Source organism: Rhizobium sp. CECT 9324, assembly GCF_918741265.1.
GTDB lineage: Bacteria > Pseudomonadota > Alphaproteobacteria > Rhizobiales > Rhizobiaceae > Allorhizobium.
This window is the reverse complement of sequence record NZ_CAKKMZ010000002.1, coordinates 624,907-645,650: the sequence shown is the minus strand read 5'-3', so window position 1 is coordinate 645,650 and position 20,744 is coordinate 624,907. Positions and strand designations below refer to the sequence as shown.

Below are 20,744 nucleotides of genomic sequence, written 5' to 3'. Positions count from 1 at the left end.
ATGGCACAGCGGCAACCCGACCGTGTCGTCATCATCAACGACCGATCGGCTATGGTGGGAGGCGCGTCCAATCTTGCCATCCTTTCGGCGAAAATGTTCAGGCAGCGGGGTCTTAATGTTACCTACTTCTGTGGTGATCATCCAGGTGTCGACAAACCTGCGCCAGACACAATCGGACTTGCCGGCAAGCCTCTTGTGAACCAGGGAAAGCTCTCCGCCTTTTCGAGTGGGTTATACAATGCAAAGGCCTACACAACCCTAAACGATCTCATTCGAGAACAGGATACGCCTTCCACGATCTATCACGTCCATGGCTGGTCGAAGATCCTCTCCCCTTCCATATTCCGAGCCCTGTCGCGAGTTCGGCAAAGGACAGTGCTCCACGCCCATGACTACTTCCTCGCCTGCCCCAATGGCGGCTTCACTAATTACCGGACCGACCGCCTCTGTAAGCTGCGCCCCATGTCTGCGCAATGTTTGATGAATCAATGTGACAAGCGCGGATACCAACAGAAGTTGTGGCGCGCTGCCCGGCACCTTTTAAGAGAGGATTTCTTTTCCATCCGCGACATGCCGGCAAATATTGTGATGGTGCACGAGCGCATGCGGTCAAGTTTCGAACGTTCGGGCATTAATACCGAGGAGATTACGACCATCCGGAATCCGGCGGAACCGTTCTTCACGGTGCCCCACGACCCCGCCGAACACCGTTCGTTCTTTTTCATCGGACGGCTTGAGCCAGAGAAGGGTTTTGAAGAGGCAGCGCGCGCTGCGCGCTTGGCGAATGTGACGCTTGAGGTGATCGGCGAGGGTCCAGGAAGGGCCGTGCTAGAGCGCGATTATCCCGAAGTAATGATCCACGGCTGGCAATCGCGCGAGGGTTTGCGTCTCCTCATGCAGAATGCACGAGCCATAGTGATCTCATCACGGGTCCCAGAACCTTTTAGCCTTGCAGCCATGGAGGCCGTGTCGAGTGGGATTCCAGTGATCATGCCGGATTCCGCTCTGTTGAGCACAGAGATTGCGGAACTCGGATGTGGTTTTGCATTTTCACATGGCCAACCGGAAGCGCTTGCCGAGCGCATGCGCACGATGGCTGTCGATGACCGACTCGTCCGCACGCTTGCTGAAAATTGTCGCGAACAAGCGCCAGCATTGGCGTCAAGCAACGAGTTGTGGATCGACGCATTGCTGGCACTGTACCGCAGGGTTCTTGACCGAGCTGACAACAGGGCAGAGCGAGGTATCTTGCCGAATTCCTCAGCCAGCGCCGGCTACTTCGCCACGCGCAGACTTTAGGCCTCATTTGCTAGATTTAAGTACAACTGGTTTGCTATCATTTGTGTTCTATTCCTTGGAGCCGAAAGCCAGCATTGTAATATGCGTGAAGAGGGCGGGCCATCTCACAAAGCTTTCCCGCCGCAGTGGCAGAGATCGTAAGCCGGGCCGCGCAAAGGCCCGGATCGGTCAGAAGAATAGGATCACCCGCCGTTGGACAAAGCGCGGAACGCCGCCCTCGGCGCCAGAGGACTAGCGCGCGCCCTCGGCCTACATCTTCGGTGCGATCTGCCCCAAGTACGGCCATGCGGCGGCTCTCGTTCCACTTGGTGCGATACCCCACGCCATGAGCCAGAATCATGCCGAAATCTCCCGCCATTGTCAGTACCGGAGCAATACTCCCCAATAGTGCCGTTTGAATCTTCCCCCAGGTGCTGCGGCCGCCGGTCTTCCTGCACCGATCGTTTGCCTTCTAAGATGCCGTCGACAACGTCCTGGCACAGAAGAGCCGTCTATGAGCGCCACCCTTGACCCCATTTCGTCGATTATCGACCGTAGATGCCGCGCGCACTCGAAGCCCTCGACCATGTCGTGCGCCGTCTCGAGTATTGTGAGCTGCCGGCATATCCTCCTGTCGGAAGAATTCATCCTTCGCGAGAACAGTCGCATCAAAACGCTCGCTGGCTTACTTTACCTTCCAGCCCTCACTGGATCGGGATCGCATTTCGTCATCCCTTTTCAACATCACGATCCTGCCACTGCCGCCTTTCCAACTTGCCGGCCGATGTGGTGGCGGCGGCCACTAGGCTTGATGGGTTTGCGAGCAAGCGCATCATCAAATGAAAGAGCAAATTGGCCTCGAGCACTTCAAAGCAGATCACAGAAAGGGCTAAATCGGGATGCCCTGATGACGATGATTGCCTATGCCCTCTTCCAGCATCAGAGATTGCAGACTGAAGAGTGGAAAACAGAAGCGACAGGCGTGCAAGGGACCACCTGCGTCAGCCCTGCTTGCCATCCGTCCAGCCGTCATCAGCGCGCTCGCCATACCAAAGATGCAAATGCAATGTCCCCACTGCCAAGATAAAATTCGAAGCGAAAGATCCAACCAGAGCGGTACTTGGACACCACGTGGCCGGGCGATGGCAATGTAGCGTTCACTACATCCCATCTGGCTGTCACAAATTGCCCACAGAACCTTCAGAGCGCCTGCTGGCTCTGCCATAGACCTCCCTGTAGCTACGATACAGGTTGGTTATGAAAAAGCGCCCCAATCCAGATGACGCGCGTCTTTTCATCTCAGATAACAACTCTGGGTCTCTCAGAAGTATTTCCAGTTTGTCTGCAAGATCTTTTGGATCGCCCGGTCGCACCAACAACCCGGCGCGCCCATCGTCCAGAGCTTCGGGAATCCCTCCGACCTCTGATGCAATAATTGCGCAACCGGCATTACGGGCTTCAATATTTACTAGTCCCAAAGGCTCAGCAAGAGACGCCAACACGAATATATCCGTCTTATCTAGAACTATAGATGGATTGTTAAGCTGTCCCAAAAAAACAACACGACCGTTTAGACCAAGGCTATCAGCTTGCATTTTCAGCTGACGTTTGTCTGGACCATCGCCAACGACACAGAGTGTTATGTCATACTTTGTCGCCAACATAGAAAAAGCGCTAATTAAGAATTTTACGCCCTTACGCGCATGAAGCCCACATACCGTGGTTATAAGAATTCCCGGCGGCTTACTGAATACCACCTCCTCCGAAAGAAATTTTGTCCTGAAGCCGCCCAGAGTTGCGTTAAATACCACGTCAATTTTACTTTTCTCAAATCCCATTTCACGGAGTTGGGACCTATCTGAATCGCTGACCGCAACGACCCTATCGCCGAGTTTCATGATAGACGAATGTTTGTCGAACGAATTGTGAACGGTCGTGACCAAACTAGCGTTTGAAAATCGAGTCGCGATATAGCCAAAAACTGCGCCGGCCATCATATGCGCGTGCACAATGTCATACTCATTTCGCCTTACCAGAAATGCGAGGGAGATGAGTGAAGCCGCTAATTTAAATGGATTTTTTCCGCGCTGAGTAAGCTTAATATGCTGCACCCCCATCGCACCTAGACACTGCTCGTACTCTCCCCCATCGCTTGCGTAGCCAACAAAGTCCCCACTCGACGCCTGAATACATGCGAGATCAACTGCAAGATGAACGTTTCCGTGTCCATGATGGCAATGATTAGCCAAATGAAGAATGCGCATATTTCCAATGTTCCCTGCTAAAATGAACCAAAGTGCAACTGGACGATCACCAAGCTAATCTGGGTCTAGAACGAAGCGACTAGCAGGCCGACATGCAGCAATTCAATGCGGACGCCAAGCACGGGGCAGAGCAAAAGTCGGTTAGCATCTCCGCTACGCTGGACAGGATGGATGGCAGTGGTTGCGATCTGGCCCAATCGGTCGCATCACGATAGCGAGTTCGTTCCATCCTCCTCTGTGAGGGTGATGATTAGCATCACAGGAGGAGCAACTTAGGCAACAACGCCGAATGCATTAGATCCCCAAGCTGGGGCGGCAATGATGAATGTTGCCAAGTTTGTTAACTGCACCACGACCATTGCCAAAGGGACCATGGCATGGCTAAGCAGGAACCGCATGATGGAACCCAGGTGCGGGGTGGTACTGCGGCGAGCAAGCCTCATGCAAGTTTTCGAATGTAATCTTGGCGTCAGCAATCCTGCCTTATTCCATGTCTATGATCATTGGTGAACTGCACAAGTTTCCACACGCTGTTGCGGATAGTCCGGAACAGGAAACGACTTTAACCTTTGTTGACCTTTCATCGGTAGATTCATGGCACCCAAATTGAACCGCAAAGAGATCCGCCCGTTTTCAACGTCGCCGACAGCGGTTTTTGAGGCGGCGCGGCCGATGAAAGGCCTATCCATGAGCGAGATAGCTTTGAAGTTCCACATTCGATGGCTCGTCATCCTGTTCTGCTTGAGCGTCTGGGCTGCCGTAGTCTGCTGGTTATTGTGAACTGTTTCAGCGTTCGTTCTGGGCAAACAGCACGACACCAACTGTCTTGATGATGATGACGAGGTCGGTGCGTAGAGACCAATTGTTGTAGTATTCGACGTCGAATTGCACCCTTTGCTCGTAGGAAGTGTCCGTACGGCGTGAGACCTGCCACAACCCCGTCAGTCCAGGCGTCATCGTCAAATAGCAATGCACATGCTGGCCATAATGCTCGAGCTCCTCGGCCAGGATCGGTCGCGGGCCGACGATGCTCATCTCACCCTTCAAAATGTTCACAAGCTGCGGAAGCTCGTCGAGACTTGTGATGCGCAGGTATTTACCCAGCCAGTGAACGCGTGGGTCGCTTTTCAGCTTCTGTGTTTCCCGCCATTCCTGCAGACGCGCCGGATCGCTGGCGAGCAACTGGTTCAGCACCTTGTCGGCGTCTCTGCGCATGGTGCGAAACTTTAGGCAGTAGAAAGGCCGACCGTCGCGCCCGATCCGCTTGTGGCGGAAAATGATGCCCCGTCCGTCGACGACCAACAGAGCGACCGCGATCAACAGCAATGCGGGAGACAGGAAGAGCAGCGCCACGAGCGAAAGGATAATGTCGAAGGCGCGCTTAAGACCACGCCGGCCAGCATGTCTTGCCGACAAGTCCCTTGCATTACGCTGCGCAAAATTATCCGAATACAAAGACATCACCCGCCCCTTCCAGCCAACTTAAAGCTGCCTGTCAAAGCGGGATGAAGCAATTGATCCTGAAAGCCAGCGGCTCCACTGATAGAGGTAGGTGCCCGCCCATTTTTCGACCTAAAAGCCGATAAATGCCTTTCGGAACCTTCCGTTCTCTCGGTAAACGACGCTGATCTGCGTAATAAACTGGTATCGGGCGCCCGCCTAGGACCGGCATCGCCGGCTCTGGGCTTAATCAGAGGTTTTCAGGCCAGGCTTTGTCTATTGGGTGATGGCAAGCGCCGCTTCCATGCGCTCGTGTGCTTTTTTTGGCAGTTTCGCCGCCTGGAAGGCTTCGAGATTGGCGGCCGGATCGTCAACGACGATGGCAGCAACCATGCCCATGCCGACATGTGGCGCGCATTTGATCCCATAAACGCCTGGCACGTCGAAGGTGATCTTGATGGTTTCGTTGACCTTGCCTTTGAATTCGGTCGCGCCATCCGGGCTCATGCCCTTGATGCTCTCGGCGTTGTGACCCTTGTCCGTCGGGATGAATGTCACGGTATCACCCGCGGCCACCTTCAGGCCTGCGGGTTCAAAGACCATGGTCTGGCCATCGGCGCCCTTGTTCAGCATATGGATCTCAAAATCCGCAGCACCTGCGGAAGCCGTCAGGGCCGCGATAAAAAGGCTAGAGGCGGCAAAATGCTTCAGCATTGTCAACATGTCCATTCCATCTCCGTCGACCAGATCCCATTTGATCCGTTGGTGATGGGATTACGCGCCTTCGCGATGCACTTCTTTGACATAGCGCAAACCGGGACATTGGGCTTGCATGGCCGCTGGCGCAAAGATGTCAGCTTCCCTCGCCGGGCAAACTCTCCTAGTTTCACGATCGGGACTACGACCATAACTCCTTTCGACAGTTCGCCAACGCAGAAGGACAGCAGCACCCATGATGGAACGAGGGCACGATACAAGCCAGCTTGAAATGGTGGTGCTGATGACGCCGGACATGGCCAATTTTTCCGGTAAGGTGCATGGCGGCGCCTTGCTCAATCTGCTCGACCGGGTCGCCTATTCCTGCGCTTCGCGTTACTCGCAGCAATATGCAGTCACCCTTTCCGTCGATCAGGTGGTGTTTCGACAGCCAATCCATGTCGGCGAACTCGTCACCTTCCGGGCCTCAATCAACCATGCCGGTCGGACATCCATGGAAATCGGCATCCGGGTCGAGGCAGAGGATATTCGCAGCGGCGAACGGCGCCATACAAATTCCTGCTATTTTACCATGGTCGCCGTCGATGCCAATGGCCGGCCCATCGCCGTGCCCCCCTATGAACCGACGACCCCTGCCCGCAAGCGACGCCAGAGGGCAGCTGAGATCCGTCGCAGCCTACGGTTGGAATTCGAGGCCCGGTTCAAGCAAGCCAGCGCACTCGCTGATGAGAAAAATGAAGATGTGTGGGCATGATATGCCATTCGCTCCTCCTACCCTTTGTTCGACAAACGCAGACCTCTGCAAGCCTTGACTTGACTCAATCCATGCCCATTTGTCGTCCGCAAACGCCAGCAGTGGGAGAACGACATGGGGCACGTACTTTTTGACCTGGCCGGGCGCCGAGCGCTGATCACGGGCTCATCGCAAGGCATCGGTCTGGCGCTGGCCAAGGGATTGGCGGAAGCGGGCGCCGAGATCGTGCTCAATGGCCGTGACATCGGCAAACTGGAGATTGCAGCCCAAGAGATCGGTGGCAGCACCCGTATTCTCGCCTTCGATGTCACCGATCATGCGGGCGCCCGAGCCGCCGTCGACCGTTTTGAAGCCGAAATCGGTGCCATCGATATCCTGGTCAACAATGCCGGCATGCAGCATCGCGCACCGTTGGAGGATTTTCCGGCCGAGGCGTTCGAAAAGCTGCTGGCAACCAATATCTCCAGCGTTTTCAATGTCGGCCAGGCCGTTGGTCGCCACATGATCGCACGCAAAAGGGGCAAGATCATCAATATCGCCAGCGTCCAGACACGCGCCGCACGCCCGACGATCGCGCCCTATACCGCGACCAAAGGCGCCGTCGGCAACCTGACCATGGGCATGGCGACGGACTGGGCCAGGCATGGCTTGCAATGCAATGCGATTGCGCCCGGCTATTTCGAAACGCCGCTGAATGCAGCTCTGGTCGCCGATCCGGCCTTTACCGGCTGGCTGGAGAAACGAACACCGGCCGGTCGCTGGGGCAAGGTCGAGGAACTGGTCGGTGCCTGTATATTCCTTGCGTCGGATGCATCGTCGTTCGTTAACGGCCATATCCTCTATGTCGACGGAGGAATGACCATTTCGCTTTAGGATTGGCTCCGCGCAAAGCCGTTTTCAGCTGTTCGTGTCGATCCGCGAGAAGGCAGCGAGAACCGTGCGTTCGGACTGTAGAAGATAGGTCTCGAGTGCCGTGGCTGCCTCTTGCGTCTGTCCTGTTTCAAGCTTTTCCAGGATTGCAGCGTTGAGATCGACATAGGGCGCGTGCAGGAGTTCGGGATCATCGAGAAGCCCGAAGCTGAGACGCAGCTCGGCGGCGATCTGGGCATAAAAGACATTGAGCCTCTGGCTATCGGCGAGATCGACGATCGCGGCATGGAATACCATGTTCTGGCTGCCGACCGTCAGCCAGTCCTTCGCATCGCGCGCCGCCCTGGCATGCTGGACGGCTGTCTTCATCCGAGCAACGGCCGGATGATTGGGATAGGCATTGGCAATCGCCCGGCATTCGATCGTGCGGCGAACCCTGTAGATATCGATGATCGAAGACATGCTCGGGGTCGCGACAAAAACGCCGCGATTGGGCTCGTGGCGCAACAAGCCTTCCTTTGTCAGTAGTCGGAATGCCTCGCGCAATGAGTTGCGCGACACATCGAGACCGGCGCTAAGGGCTGCCTCCGACAGGCGCTGGCCAGGCCTCAATTCACCGGCAATCAGCTTGTCACGAATCTGTTCCGCAAGCCTTGGCGCAAGCGCCGATGTCGTATCCTGCTCAGCCATGATGTCCCTTGTGCACCTAACCTTCGATGCGCCATCCCTTGGGCCGCATCGTTACCGTGCTTCGGGCAGAAACAAAACCAGCCGTCTCCGGTGAAAACAGGTTTATCTTATCAAGGAGCCGCTTTGAAGTTTGGGCTCTCGGGCCTGAAAGAGGCGTAGATCTGCGAGCGATGTGGAATGAGTGACCAAATTTTGACCGAAACCGGCATGGAACATGCCCGGAAGAGAAACAAATCGCTCACCATTTGCACAACTTAGTAGAACGATAGAATAAAATCGTTGAACAATCTTGACAGAATTGTGAAACACGACGACGCTATCCTTATCGATAGTCAATTCACAAGACATTTTGAATGACGTGCGATCAACGGAGAGGGTAACATGGATCAGAATTCGACATCCCAAGGCAGCGCGAGCCCCGGCAGCGCATCGGGCGGCATGTCCGTCAAATCACGCCGCGCCGCACTCACGGCCGCCATCTTTCTTATGGCGACATCGGCCATCGGTCCGGGTTTCATCACCCAGACAGCAACATTCACCACCAAGCTCGGCGCGGCTTTCGCCTTTGCCATTCTCGCCTCGATCCTGATCGACTTCGTCGTCCAGCTGAATATCTGGCGGATCGTCACGCTGACCAAGATGCGCGCCTCCGACATCGCCAATGCCGCCATCCCCGGCACCGGCTATGTTCTGGCCATTCTCGTCATTGTCGGCGGCCTATTCTTCAACATCGGCAATATCGGCGGCGCAGGCCTCGGCCTCAACGCCATGCTCGGCCTTGACCCGAAATGGGGCGGCGCGATCAGCGCCTTGATCGCCATCGCCATCTTCATGTCGAAGCGCGCAGGGGTCGCGATCGACCGGCTGATCGTGGTTGCCGGCGTCCTGATGATCGTCCTGACGCTCTATGTCGCCATCGTCTCGGCTCCTCCTGTCGGTGATGCGCTTTTCCAGACCTTCCTGCCGAGCACGATCGATTTCGCCACGATCACCACCATCGTCGGCGGTACGGTCGGCGGTTACATTACCTATTCCGGCGCGCACCGCCTGCTCGACAAGGGCACCGTTGGCATTGAGAACCTCGGCGCCGTCAACCGCGCGGCCCTGACCGGCATCGCGGTGACCGGCCTGATGCGCTATGTGCTGTTTCTTGCCATCCTCGGTGTTGTCGCCAGCGGCGTCGTCATCGACGTATCCGGCAAGGGCGCAAACCCTGCGGCCCAGGCCTTCCAGGCAGCCGCCGGTGATGTCGGCTTCCGCATCTTCGGTGCTGTCCTCTGGTTTGCCGCAATCACCTCGGTCATCGGCGCTGCCTACACGTCGGTGTCCTTCATCACCGTATTCAAGCAGGACATAACTGAACGTGCCCGCAACATTGCGACAGTGATCTTCATCGCCGTCTCGCTGTTCTTCTACGTCGTCATCACGACGCCGCCAGCCCAGATGCTTGTCTTCGTTGGTGGTCTGAATGGCCTCATTCTGCCGATCGGCTTGTCGATCTTCATCTACGCCGCCTGGGCGCGCTCCGACCTGATGGGCGGCTACCGTTATCCGCGCTGGCTGCTGGTGCTTGGCGTGCTGACCTGCGCCTTGACCTGGTACATGGGTTACAAGTCGATCGGGCCGATCTTCGCCCTGTTGACTGCCGGCTGAAGTACGGTTCCGCGTTTCCCCGAGACGCGGAACCTCTCATGCCTTTTGTTCCAAGCAAATCGCGGGACAAACTTGCTGGACTTTTTCTGAGGAGACCTGACATGACTGCCATCGATCTGAACAGTGATCTCGGCGAAAGCTACGGCGCCTGGGCCATGGGTGATGATGCGGCGATGCTCGCCATCGTCTCCAGCGCCAATGTCGCCTGCGGTTTCCATGCCGGCGATCCCGTCGGCATCCTGAAGACTGTGCGGGCGGCGGCTAAAAACGATGTTTCGATCGGGGCTCACGTCTCCTATCCGGATCGCGTCGGCTTCGGCCGGCGCGATATGGATGTCACGCGCGATGAACTGATTGCTGACGTGATCTACCAGATCGGCGCGCTGAAGGGCGTCGCCGCATCTGCTGGCGTCACCGTCTCTTATGTCAAGCCGCATGGTGCGCTCTATAACCGGATCGCCCAAGATACCAAGCAGGGACAGGCTGTGATCGACGGCATCCTGGCTATCGATCCAAGCCTCGTGCTGATGGGCCTTGCCGGTGCGCCGATCCTCGATCTCGCCCACAAATCCGGCCTCAAGGTCGTCGCCGAAGCCTTTGCCGACCGCGCCTATACGCCAGACGGCCAGCTTGTTTCGCGCCGCGAGCCGGGTGCCGTCCTGCACGACACGGCCGAGATCGCAGGCCGCATGCTTCAGCTTGCACAAAGCGGTACACTGGAAGCGATCGATGGCTCAACGATCAAGGTCGATGCCCAGTCGATCTGCGTGCACGGCGACAGCCCCGGCGCTGTTGCCATCGCCCGCGAAATCCGCCGCACATTCGAGGAAAACGGCATCATCGTCCGCTCGTTCTTGTCGGCCTGAACTCAGATCCTGGGAGGGATTTCAATGATTGCCCTAGACTACCTTCGCCATGTCGATGTCGAGCCAGCCCGTAGCGCCAGGCAACGTTATCGTGCCGGTCTTATCGAACCGACGTCAGGGGTCGCACCCGGCTTCACCCAGGCCAACATGATCGTCCTACCACGAGATTGGGCTTTCGACTTTCTCCTCTACGCCCAGCGCAATCCGAAAGCCTGCCCGGTTCTCGACGTATCCGATCCCGGCTCGCATGCGACGCTTCTAGCACCAGGTGCCGACCTGCGCCGTGATCTGCCGCTCTACCGGATCTGGCGCGACGGTAAGCTTGCCGAGGAAACGGCAGACGCGACGACCGCCTGGGCCGAGCATCCTGATCTCGTCAGCTTCCTGATAGGCTGCAGCTTCACCTTCGAGACGCCGATGGTCGAGGCCGGCATCGAGATCCGCCACATGACCGACAAGTCCAACGTGCCGATGTATCTGACCAACAAGGCCTGCCGTCCGGCCGGTCGCCTGCATGGCAATATGGTCGTCTCGATGCGGCCGATCCCGGCATCGCGGGTGGCCGACGCTGCGACCATTTCCGGCCGTTTTCCTGCCGTGCATGGTGCACCCGTTCATGTCGGCGCGCCCGAAGAAATCGGCATCAGAGATCTGGACAAGCCGGAATTCGGCGATCCGGTGCGCATCGAGCCCGGCGAAGTGCCAGTGTTCTGGGCCTGTGGCGTGACCCCGCAGGCAGCCGTAATGGCATCCGGCGTGCCGTTTGCCATTACCCACGCGCCGGGGCACATGTTCATCACCGACATTCCCGATTCCGCCTATCACGCCTGAGGTCCCAATGCGTTTCCTGCCCGTCAGCCTGACAGTTCTTCTGATCGAACTCGCCGATCTCGACGAGACGCTGGCGCTGTTTGCCTCGCTCGAAGCCGATCCGGTGGACGGCATCGTCGATATGGTGCCGGCCGCCCGCACCCTGATGATCCGGTTTCGTCCTGAGAAACTGACCGCCGAGCAGCTTGCCGCCGCTATCGCGACGCGCGATCTCTCGGCCCGTGTTGCGCCGTCGGACATGCTGGTGGAAATCCCGGTGAACTACGATGGCGAGGACCTCGCTGACGTAGCACAACTGACCGGCCTTTCCGTCGAGGACGTGATCCGCCACCACACGGACAGCACGTTCACCGTCGCTTTCTGCGGCTTTGCCCCAGGCTTCGGTTATCTCGTTGGTGGCGACCCTGCCCTGCAGGTGCCGCGCCGCCAGAGCCCGCGGACAAAAATTCCGGCTGGCTCGGTTGCCTTGGCCGGTGCCTTTTCCGGTGTCTACCCGCAAAACAGCCCCGGCGGCTGGCAGATCATCGGCACGACGCCGGAAAAGATGTGGGATCTGTCACGCGATCCGCCGGCGCTGTTTCAGCCAGGCTACCGGGTTCGTTTCGTCGATCTGGCGAAATCGTCTCGCGCTTTTGCAACATCCACCAAGCTTGCGACGGCTGCATCGGTGGTACCTTCGGCAGCCGACCTGACGTTCAAGGTCCTTGCAGCCCCCATGCCAGCCCTGTTCCAGGATCTCGGCCGCTTCGGCCAGACCGGCCAGGGTGTGTCGTCATCCGGCGCGCTCGACCAGGGCGCGTTAAAGGCTGCCAATCGCGTGGTCGGCAATCCTGCCGGAACGCCTGTGCTGGAGATCATCCTCGGCGGCTTTTCCTTCGAAGTCTCCGGCCGCACCGTGCTTGGTATAGCAGGTGCTCCCTGCCCGATCACCATCCGCGATGCATCGGGACGCAGCATCGAAGCCTCGACCTATCAGCCGATCGCACTCGAATCCGGCGATGTCGTCACGCTCGGTCAGGCCGCAAAGGGCATGCGCAGCTATCTCTCGGTGCGTGGCGGCTTTGCCGTCAAGCCGGTGCTCGGCAGCGCCTCGACCGACACGCTTGCCGTTGTTGGCCCCGATCCCGTGACTGCCGGCACCGTGCTGACGATCAACACCGAGACAGGCGGTCTCAGCAGCGTTTCACTGACCGAAGCACCCGCCTTCGATCATCCGGCCTCCGGCGACGTTGTCACGCTTGACGTAGTCATGGGGCCGCGCAGCGACTGGTTCACGGAAACCGGCATCGCCACGCTGTCATCGCAGCTCTGGCAGGTCACACCACAGTCGAACCGCGTCGGCATCCGCATCAGCGGCGACGTTGCGCTTGAGCGCAAGGACAAGGCGGAGCTTCCGAGCGAGGGCACAGCCACCGGCGCCATCCAGGTGCCACATAGCGGGCAGCCTGTTCTCTTCCTCGCCGACCATCCCCTGACCGGCGGTTATCCCGTAATCGGTACGGTTGCCGAATACCATCTCGATCTCGCCGGGCAGATCCCGGTCAATGCCCAGATCCGCTTCCGGCCCGTGACCAGCTTTGCCGATATCAAGCCTGCAAAAGCCTGAAACGAGCAAAATCGCACGAAGAATACTGTGAGGAGACATCCATGAAAAAAGTGCTGATCGCCAACCGTGGCGAAATCGCCGTCCGCATCATCCGCGCCTGTCGTGACCATGGCATCCGGTCGGTTGCGGTTTATGCCGATCCCGATTTGGATGCGCTCTTCGTCCAGCTCGCTGACGAGGCCTATGGGCTGGACGGCAGCCGCCCGGCGGAAACCTATCTCGACATCGACAAGCTGATCGGCATTGCCAGGCGCTCGGGTGCCGACGCGGTGCATCCCGGCTATGGCTTCCTATCGGAACGGGCGGAATTCGCCCGTGCCGTGCAAGAGGCAGGCCTGATCTGGATCGGTCCCGATCCGCATGTGATTGAAGCGCTGGGCGACAAGGTCGAAGCGCGGCGCATCGCAACCAGCGTCGGCGCCCCTCTGGTCGCCGGCAGCGACGGCCCGGTCGAGACGGCAGCCGAAGTGATCGCCTTTGCCGAACAGCACGGCATGCCCGTTGCCATCAAGGCCGCCCATGGCGGCGGTGGCCGCGGCCTCAAGGTCGCCTGGACCATGGAAGAAATTCCAGAGCTCTACGAATCTGCCGTGCGCGAGGCGAAGGCCGCCTTCGGACGCGGTGAATGTTTCCTCGAGCGTTTTCTTGACCGCCCGCGCCATATCGAAGCACAGGTTCTGGCCGACAAACATGGCAATGTGCTTGTTCTCGGCACCCGCGACTGCTCTTTGCAGCGGCGCAACCAGAAACTGGTCGAGGAGGCTCCTGCCCCCTTCCTCACCGAGGCGCAGCGCCATGAGATCCACGATGCTGCAAGGCGCATCTGCGCTGCTGCCGGTTATTCTGGTGCCGGCACGGTGGAATTCCTGCTCGGCGTCGACGGCACGATCTCCTTCCTTGAGGTCAATACCCGCCTGCAGGTGGAACATCCCGTGACCGAGGAGACGACCGGCATCGACCTCGTCATCGAACAGTTCCGCATCGCAGACGGCTTACCGTTGATGGTCACGGAAACACCTGCCCCGCGCGGTCATTCGATCGAATTTCGCATCAATGCCGAGGATCCCGGTCGCGGCTTCCTGCCGACCCCTGGTACGATCACGAAATTCGACGCTCCGTCCGGCCCCGGCATCCGCCTCGATACCGGCGTCGTCTCCGGCTCGACCGTGCCTGGAACGTTCGATTCCCTCATGGCCAAGCTGATCGTCACCGGTGCCACGCGCGAACAGGCTCTGTCCCGCGCCCGCCGTGCCTTGAAAGAGTTCCGGATCGAAGGCATTGCGACTGTCCTCCCCTTCCACCGCGCGGCCATGGAGAGCCGGGACTTCACCGGCGAAGACGGCTTCAAGGTGCATACGCGCTGGATCGAGACCGATTTTGCCGCAACGCTGGAAGCAGCAGCCCGGCCCGAGACCCCTGGTGACAGCACCATGATCCGCACCCATGTCGAAATCGACGGCAAGCGCCATGCACTCGGCATTCCAGCCGCCCTGCTGGCTGGTCTCAGCGGACTTTCCGGTCACAATACCGGCGCGGCTTCATCCGCGAAAGCCGAAGATGCACTCAGTATCGCGGCGCCCATTTCCGGCACGCTGCAGGCATTCAAGGTAGACGACGGAGCGGAGGTCGCGGCCGGCGAATTGCTTGCCGTCATGGAAGCGATGAAGATGGAAACCCAGGTGACGGCGTTGCGTGCCGGCAAGATCCGCCTCGTCGCGGAAGCTGGAGCCTATCTTCAGGCCGGCGCAGAGATCGCGCGGTTCGAGGCCTAGGTGATGGGCCTCGGCATTTTTTGGATCAGATCGAAGATGAAACTTTCCGGTTCTGCGTCCGAAGTTCAAACCGGCTATGAAACTCTCGAGACGGTGCCAGCCCGCCTTCGGCACCAGAGCCGACATCATCGCCGGTCGACCCGTAAATTTCCGGAGCCGTCGAGCGGCCCGGATATCGGTCAATTCAGAACTTCGGCGCGACCAAAGCGAATGAAGCAAAAGTGTTTCGATACCTATGCTTCCTTGTAGACTGAGGTGCGAATGAGGTAGAATGGTAGAATATTGGCTGGCTAGGTAGAATGGTGTTTCTCCGCATGAGCCTCAACGTGAAAGACCCCGAAGCGCATCGCCTTGCTCAGGCGATCGCCCAAGCAACCGGGCAGAGCATGAGCCGTGTCGTGACTGACGCTCTGCGTGAACGGTATACAAAAATTCAAAAACAGAGAGGCAGGGCTTCTGTCAAAGAGCTTCTGGCAATCGCTAACAGGGCCGCAGCCCATCTGAAGCAACCTTATGCCGATCACGCAACGCTTCTCTATGACGAGGACGGCCTGCCGAAATGATTGTCGACACATCAGCCATGGTGGCTATTCTTTATGGAGAGCCAGAAGCCGTTGCCTACACGCGGCTGATCCATGATTCTGCAGCCTGCCGGATCAGCGTGGCGAACTATTTGGAACTGTCCATGGTGATTGAAAAGCAGCACGGCGCAAGAAGGCATGAGGCAGGCTGATGCCTTCTTGCGCCGTGCTGCGATCGATATAGAGCCCTTGACTGTTGAGCAGGGCCATCTGGCCCGACAAGCCTTTCTAGATTTCGGGAAGGGAAAGCATAAAGCTGGACTGAATTTCGGCGACTGTTTTGCCTTCGCTCTGGCCAGGGATTTCGACGAGCCATTATTATTCAAAGGCAACGACTTCACAGAGACAGACATCCTTTCCGCAGCGTGACGCACGAGCGGGTATGATGGGTTGGGACTGACGTGCTGATTGGCGCTTTGGCGCGCCGGATGGGGGGCCGCCTTCCGCTCGTTCGAGTCATCGACAACAAAATTTGTATTGCAGGAGATAGTCGTACACTCGAACGCACTACCCGCATCTCGCCGAGATCGGCCACCGGCTGACGCTTTCTCACACGGACATCGTCGGCCCGCTTGGCAATACTAGGATTGCGCTGTGATGAGGTTCGTACGACACACTAGCGATCAAATCCACGATGAAACATGATCGCTCACTCAAATCAAAGTCGCGAAGAAAACACCTGACCCCATTGAGGCAACCGGCCAGAAATCCTGGCCGGTTGGCATTTCCCAGCTTCAACGCTTGTAGGTGCCAAGGCCCGGACGATAGGTCTTGTCGTCGAGGAACTGCTTGAGGCCCTCGGCGCGGCCATTGCTCTTGTCGAGAAACAGCATCTGCTCGAGCTTGGCATAGATGTAGTCGTCGGCCAGCTCCCAGGGCATGTTGCGCACGCGCTTGAACGTGTCCTTGGCCGCCTTCAGCACCACAGGGTTCTTTTCCAGCAGGGTCGCGCAGATGGCGCGAACGCGCGTTTCAAGCTCGGCAAGCGGCACGGATTCGTTGACCAGTCCCATGTCGCGCGCTTTCTGGCCGCCGAAATTTTCGCCGGTCATGATGTAGTAAAGCGAGTCGCGATGGTTCATTACCTCGGCAACTGCACGCGTGACATTGCCGCCCGGCAGAATGCCCCAGTTGATTTCCGACAGGCCGAAGGTTGCCTCATCGGCAGCAACCGCCAGGTCGCATGCCACCAGCGGCGTAAACGCGCCACCGAAGCACCAGCCATTGACCATGGCGATGGTCGGCTTTTCGAAATACATCAACCGGTTCCACCAGCCACCGGACTGGCGGCGGCTCTTCAGGACCGCGGCCCGGCCCTTGCCGTCATTTTCGCGGAAATATTCCTTGAGGTCCATACCGGCCGACCAGGACTGGCCGGCGCCGCGCAGCACCAGAACGCCGCAACGCTCATCAGCTTCAAGATCCTCAAGCACTTCCATCATCCGCTTGTTCAACGCCGGGTTCATCGCATTGCGCTTTTCCGGACGGTTAAGCGTGACGAAGGCAATGCCGTTGTCGAATTCCACGAGGACCGGATCGGCCACGGTTTTGTCTGTTTCGGTCATGATGTGCTCCCTTGAAATTCTGTTTTTTTCCGATCTGCGCAGATCGGCTCGTCATGTTCAGGATGGAAAATGGGTCTGCCGCAGAACGTGTTTTTGCGCCTTGCCTGATGCTGTCCGCGGAATCGTGTCGAGGAAAACCACGCGGGTCGGCCGCTTGTACGGGGAAAGTCGCTCTGCGCAGTGGACAAGGATCTCTTCTGCAGTAGCACCAGCCTCCGCAGCCACAACGAAGGCGAGCCCGCACTCGCCCCATCGGGGGTCATCGACCCCGATCACGGCGACGTCTCGCACTTTCGGATGGGCGCCGATCACAGCCTCGACCTCGGCCGGAAAGACGTTTTCGCCGCCGGAAATATACATGTCCTTCAACCGGTCGGGCACGTGGATCACGCCACCCGGATCGCGCCTGCCAAGATCGCCGGATCGATACCAGTCGCCGACAAAGGCCTTGGCCGTCTCCTCGGGCTTGTTCCAGTAACCGGGCGTGACCGACGGACCACGAAGCCAGATCTCTCCGACCTCGCCATCTGCCACGTCCACGCCGTCGTCGCCGACCAGCCGAACCTCGATCAAAGGCGCCGGGAAACCGACACTGCCGGGATAGGCTGCCACCATGTCACGGTCGAGCGCCATATGGATTGCCGTACCGGCCTCGCTCATGCCATAGCCGTTGACCAGCGGAATGCCGTCATCGAGAAAAGTTCTGATCAGGCCGGGCGACAAGGGTGCTCCGCCGATGAAGATCGCCCGCAAGGCCTTTAGCGCTGAAGGATCCCAGATTTCGGCCGATCGCAAGGCAGCGGCCATCTGGGGCACTGCGAAATAATGCGTCACGCCCAGCGCAGGATCACCGAGCGTCGTCAATGTACGTTCAGTCAGGAACCTGTCTGAGATGACAAGACGGCCGCCCATCAGCAAGGTGGTCCGGCCAATGGCGACAAGGCCGATCGTGTGGAAAAACGGCAGATCACAGAGGGATACCGACGCTGCCGTTACCGCGCCAACCAGGGCAAAGTTGATCGCGGCGGCAAAGGCATTCCGCCTTGTGATGATCACGCCCTTTGGCACGCCGGTCGTCCCGGATGTGTAAAGCATGATGCACGGCGCATCCCCTTCGACAGATGCCGGTTCGGCACGCGACACGGCGCCAGTCATGGACAAAAGACCGCCCTCGCCGTCAACCGACAACTGCCTTGGCGCAAGATCGCGGATCAGGCCGAGCACGTCGGCAAATTCCGTGTCATGCAAGAGAATCGCCGGCTTGCAGTCATCGATGATCGGAGCAAGTTCGATTGCGCCAAGCCGCCAGTTGAGTGGCACAAAGACATAGCCGGCCCTTTGGCAAGCAAGGCAGACGGCGATCTGGGCAATCGAGTTACGGCCGAGATAGGCAATACGCGCGAAGGCTTCGCCAGACCCGATACGGGACCCGATGCCTGATGCGATCTCGTGCGCCAGGACCGTGGCGATCCGAGCAACGTGATCGTCGAGTTCGGCATAGGTCAAGCTCTGCCCCGTCGCGACTTCGAACACGGCCGACCGATTAGGGCCAATTTTGGCCCGGTAGATCAACGGGTCATCCGTCTCGATACCGACGGCGCCGGGATGCATTGTCGCGGTCAGGACGCGCTGTTGCATATGTTTCTCCTCCACATTGCCTCTCCCTGGCAATTTTGTAAGTTACACATACTATATAAAAGCAGGGACAGACAAGTAGATTTTTGGCTGCTAATGTCCATTGTCATCAGCAAGGCGCAAACAAGATGGCGCACAAGCGAAAGACAGGCCATGACGCGAGCGGGCGATCTCAGACCGGACAATGACGATGAAGCTCCTGAGACAGGCCTCGGCCTGCGCACCGGGCGGCTTGACGATATCCTCGGCTTTCATCTTCGCATGGCCAATGTTGCAATCTACCAGGACTATAGCGCCGCCATGTGCGATATCGGCCTGACGCAGAAGCAATTCGCCGTCCTGGAACTGATTGCCGCCAATCCCCGCGTCAGCCAGATCGATATTGCCAATCATCTGAGCATGGATCGCGCCACGATGATGGCATTGGTCAACCGGCTGGAGGCACGCAAACTGATCGAACGCAAGCCATCAGCCGTCGACAGGCGACGCCAGGAGCTGTTGATGACCGCAGACGGCCAAGTGCTCATCCGCCAGGCCAGGGCGATCCAGGAGCAGCATGAACTGCGCTTTACCGGACGTTTCTCCCCGGAAGAACTTCAGGTTTTTGTCGAGGCACTGAAGCGCATCTATGCAGACATTATCCCGGGCCGCGGCGACGTCGAGTAGCAATGCCCGCCATGCAAAACGGCCGCCTTTCGGGCGGCCGTTTGTATCAAAGCCCTATCCTCAAAAAGGATAATGCTGGTTCGGATCCTCGATGGTGATCCAGCGCAGTTCGGTAAACTCTGCGATCGCCGCCTTGCCACCGAAACGGCCATAGCCGCTGCCCTTGACACCACCGAACGGCATCTGAGGTTCATCAAAGACCGTCGGTCCATTGATATGGCAGATGCCGGATTCAATGCGTCCGGCAACCGAAAGTGCCCGCTGGATATCGCGACTGAAGACGGCCGCGGACAGCCCGTATTCGGTGTCATTGGCAATGCGGATCGCTTCGTCCTCGCCGTCGACGCGAATGATCGGCTTCACCGGACCAAAGCTCTCTTCCGAATACATGCGCATATCCGAGGTCACATGATCGAGCAGCGTTGCTTCCACCACACTGCCGTCACGCTTGCCACCGGCCACCAGCTTTGCGCCCTTGGACACGGCATCGCTGATCAATTCCTCCATCTTCTTCGCTGATTCCAGGCTGATCAGGGAGCCCAGAACGACATGGCCGCGTGGATCACCAGCCGGCAGTTTCGAAGCCTTGGCCGCAAGCTTTTCGACAAATTCATCGGCAATCTTGGCGTCGACGATGATGCGCTCGGTCGACATGCAGATCTGGCCCATATTGGCGAAGGCACCGAAGGCAGCCGCATTGACCGCAGCGTCGATGTCGGCGTCATCCAGAATGACGAGTGGCGCCTTGCCGCCGAGCTCCAGCAAAGCAGGTTTCAGATGGCGACCGCAAAGTTCGCCGATGATCTTGCCGACCTTCGTGGAGCCGGTGAAATTCACCCGCTTGACAGCCGGATTGGTGATCAAGGCCTCGACAACACCGGCCGCATCTTCCGGCGCATTGGTGATCACGCTGATCACACCGGTCGGCAAACCAGCCTCGACAAGGCACTGGGCAATCAGGCGATGCGTTCCCGGGCACTGTTCCGATGCCTTCAGGATGACGGTATTGCCGCAGGCAATCGGCATGGCGACGGCGCGGGTGCCGAGGATGATCGGCGCATTCCAGGGTGCGATGCCAAGGCAGACGCCAACCGCCTGGCGCATGCCCATCGACAGCGAACCCGGCTTGTTCGACGGAATGACCTCGCCGGAAATCTGGGTGGTCATCGAAGCTGCTTCGCGCAGCATGCTGGCCGCCACCATGACATTGAAGCCGCCCCAGTGACCGGTGGCGCCCGTTTCGGAAATCACCAGTTCGCTGAACTCGCCGGCCTTGGTCTCCATGATATCAGCGGCCTTGAGCAGGATCTTGCGCCGCTCGCCCGGACCTGTCTTCGACCAGGCCGGAAACGCCGCCGAAGCGGCATCAACCGCTGCCTGCACGTCCTTCAGGCTCGCAGCAGACGCTGTCGTTGCAACCGTCTGGGTAAAGGGATTGATCCGGTCAAAGGTCCGGCCGCCTTCGGCCGCCTGCTCCGCACCATTGATCAGCAGTGAAATATGCAAATTCATGAATGTCTCCTCCTTTGTCGTATTGATCTATCCGCCAGCTTGCA

The 20,744-nt window shown here is 58.5% G+C and carries 20 protein-coding genes and 1 pseudogene; 13 read left to right on the top strand and 8 right to left on the bottom strand.

The annotated features are described in order from the left end of the window. Both LQ231_RS22865 and LQ231_RS22855 read left to right on the top strand, forming a co-directional pair. Window positions 1-1,299, top strand: coding sequence for a glycosyltransferase family 4 protein (locus LQ231_RS22865; RefSeq protein ID WP_230174183.1), 1,299 nt, complete (start codon window positions 1-3; stop codon window positions 1,297-1,299). A 744-nt stretch (window positions 1,300-2,043) separates the two neighbouring features. Next, window positions 2,044-2,227: pseudogene (locus LQ231_RS22855) on the top strand (IS701 family transposase); the annotation flags it as partial. A gap of 229 nt (window positions 2,228-2,456) precedes the next feature. On the opposite strand, the gene LQ231_RS22850 reads toward LQ231_RS22855, so the two are convergent. The 4 genes from LQ231_RS22850 to LQ231_RS22835 form a co-directional block, all read right to left on the bottom strand. Beyond that, complete coding sequence (locus LQ231_RS22850; protein ID WP_230174181.1) at window positions 2,457-3,542, bottom strand: glycosyltransferase; 1,086 nt, start codon at window positions 3,540-3,542, stop codon at window positions 2,457-2,459. Between the two features lie 500 nt (window positions 3,543-4,042). Beyond that, complete coding sequence (locus LQ231_RS22845) at window positions 4,043-4,258, bottom strand: hypothetical protein (RefSeq protein WP_230174179.1); 216 nt, start codon at window positions 4,256-4,258, stop codon at window positions 4,043-4,045. Between the two features lie 70 nt (window positions 4,259-4,328). Beyond that, entirely contained in the window at window positions 4,329-5,003 is a 675-nt protein-coding gene (locus tag LQ231_RS22840; RefSeq protein ID WP_230174177.1) for a sugar transferase, read from the bottom strand. Between the two features lie 255 nt (window positions 5,004-5,258). After that, window positions 5,259-5,705, bottom strand: coding sequence for a pseudoazurin (locus tag LQ231_RS22835; protein ID WP_230175036.1), 447 nt, complete (start codon window positions 5,703-5,705; stop codon window positions 5,259-5,261). A 232-nt stretch (window positions 5,706-5,937) separates the two neighbouring features. Here LQ231_RS22835 and LQ231_RS22830 point away from each other — a divergent pair, with 232 nt between their 5' ends. Further along, the gene (locus LQ231_RS22830; protein ID WP_230175034.1) at window positions 5,938-6,453 is read left to right on the top strand and encodes an acyl-CoA thioesterase; all 516 of its coding nucleotides are present in this window, start codon (window positions 5,938-5,940) and stop codon (window positions 6,451-6,453) included. A gap of 114 nt (window positions 6,454-6,567) precedes the next feature. Then, a complete protein-coding gene (locus LQ231_RS22825; RefSeq protein WP_230174175.1) occupies window positions 6,568-7,326 on the top strand; it encodes an SDR family oxidoreductase in 759 nt (252 codons plus the stop codon). A gap of 24 nt (window positions 7,327-7,350) precedes the next feature. Here the strand turns inward: LQ231_RS22825 and LQ231_RS22820 are convergent, their stop codons facing one another. Further along, window positions 7,351-8,013, bottom strand: coding sequence for a GntR family transcriptional regulator (locus LQ231_RS22820; RefSeq protein ID WP_230174174.1), 663 nt, complete (start codon window positions 8,011-8,013; stop codon window positions 7,351-7,353). A gap of 438 nt (window positions 8,014-8,451) precedes the next feature. Here LQ231_RS22820 and LQ231_RS22815 point away from each other — a divergent pair, with 438 nt between their 5' ends. From LQ231_RS22815 to LQ231_RS22780, 8 genes are all read left to right on the top strand, one after another. After that, the gene (locus LQ231_RS22815; RefSeq protein WP_230175031.1) at window positions 8,452-9,666 is read left to right on the top strand and encodes an NRAMP family divalent metal transporter; all 1,215 of its coding nucleotides are present in this window, start codon (window positions 8,452-8,454) and stop codon (window positions 9,664-9,666) included. A 101-nt stretch (window positions 9,667-9,767) separates the two neighbouring features. Beyond that, a complete protein-coding gene (locus LQ231_RS22810; protein WP_230174173.1) occupies window positions 9,768-10,532 on the top strand; it encodes a 5-oxoprolinase subunit PxpA in 765 nt (254 codons plus the stop codon). Between the two features lie 24 nt (window positions 10,533-10,556). Beyond that, window positions 10,557-11,363: a putative hydro-lyase gene (locus LQ231_RS22805; protein WP_230174172.1), complete on the top strand. Its 807-nt coding sequence runs from the start codon at window positions 10,557-10,559 to the stop codon at window positions 11,361-11,363. Window positions 11,364-11,370: 7 nt separating this feature from the next. After that, entirely contained in the window at window positions 11,371-12,969 is a 1,599-nt protein-coding gene (locus LQ231_RS22800) for a 5-oxoprolinase/urea amidolyase family protein (protein ID WP_230174171.1), read from the top strand. A gap of 41 nt (window positions 12,970-13,010) precedes the next feature. After that, a complete protein-coding gene (locus tag LQ231_RS22795; RefSeq protein WP_230174170.1) occupies window positions 13,011-14,741 on the top strand; it encodes a biotin carboxylase N-terminal domain-containing protein in 1,731 nt (576 codons plus the stop codon). Window positions 14,742-15,055: 314 nt separating this feature from the next. Further along, window positions 15,056-15,304, top strand: coding sequence for a type II toxin-antitoxin system VapB family antitoxin (locus LQ231_RS22790; protein ID WP_230174169.1), 249 nt, complete (start codon window positions 15,056-15,058; stop codon window positions 15,302-15,304). Next, window positions 15,301-15,474 (top strand): type II toxin-antitoxin system VapC family toxin, encoded by a 174-nt coding sequence (locus LQ231_RS22785; RefSeq protein ID WP_230174168.1) that lies wholly within the window; start codon window positions 15,301-15,303, stop codon window positions 15,472-15,474. Before LQ231_RS22790 ends, LQ231_RS22785 begins: the two co-directional genes overlap by 4 nt. Next, window positions 15,461-15,691, top strand: a complete 231-nt coding sequence (locus LQ231_RS22780; protein ID WP_230174167.1) for a type II toxin-antitoxin system VapC family toxin — start codon at window positions 15,461-15,463, stop codon at window positions 15,689-15,691. Before LQ231_RS22785 ends, LQ231_RS22780 begins: the two co-directional genes overlap by 14 nt. A 365-nt stretch (window positions 15,692-16,056) precedes the next feature. On the opposite strand, the gene LQ231_RS22775 is transcribed toward LQ231_RS22780, so the two are convergent. Further along, on the bottom strand, window positions 16,057-16,887 hold the full coding sequence (locus LQ231_RS22775; RefSeq protein ID WP_230174166.1) for a p-hydroxycinnamoyl CoA hydratase/lyase: 831 nt from the start codon (window positions 16,885-16,887) through the stop codon (window positions 16,057-16,059). Between the two features lie 57 nt (window positions 16,888-16,944). Beyond that, entirely contained in the window at window positions 16,945-18,525 is a 1,581-nt protein-coding gene (locus LQ231_RS22770; protein WP_230174165.1) for an AMP-binding protein, read from the bottom strand. Window positions 18,526-18,675: 150 nt separating this feature from the next. Between LQ231_RS22770 and LQ231_RS22765 the strand changes: the two genes are divergently transcribed. After that, a complete protein-coding gene (locus LQ231_RS22765) occupies window positions 18,676-19,188 on the top strand; it encodes a MarR family transcriptional regulator (RefSeq protein ID WP_230174164.1) in 513 nt (170 codons plus the stop codon). A 60-nt stretch (window positions 19,189-19,248) separates the two neighbouring features. Here the strand turns inward: LQ231_RS22765 and LQ231_RS22760 are convergent, their stop codons facing one another. Next, entirely contained in the window at window positions 19,249-20,694 is a 1,446-nt protein-coding gene (locus tag LQ231_RS22760; RefSeq protein ID WP_230175029.1) for an aldehyde dehydrogenase, read from the bottom strand. Window positions 20,695-20,744: the final 50 nt, after the last annotated feature.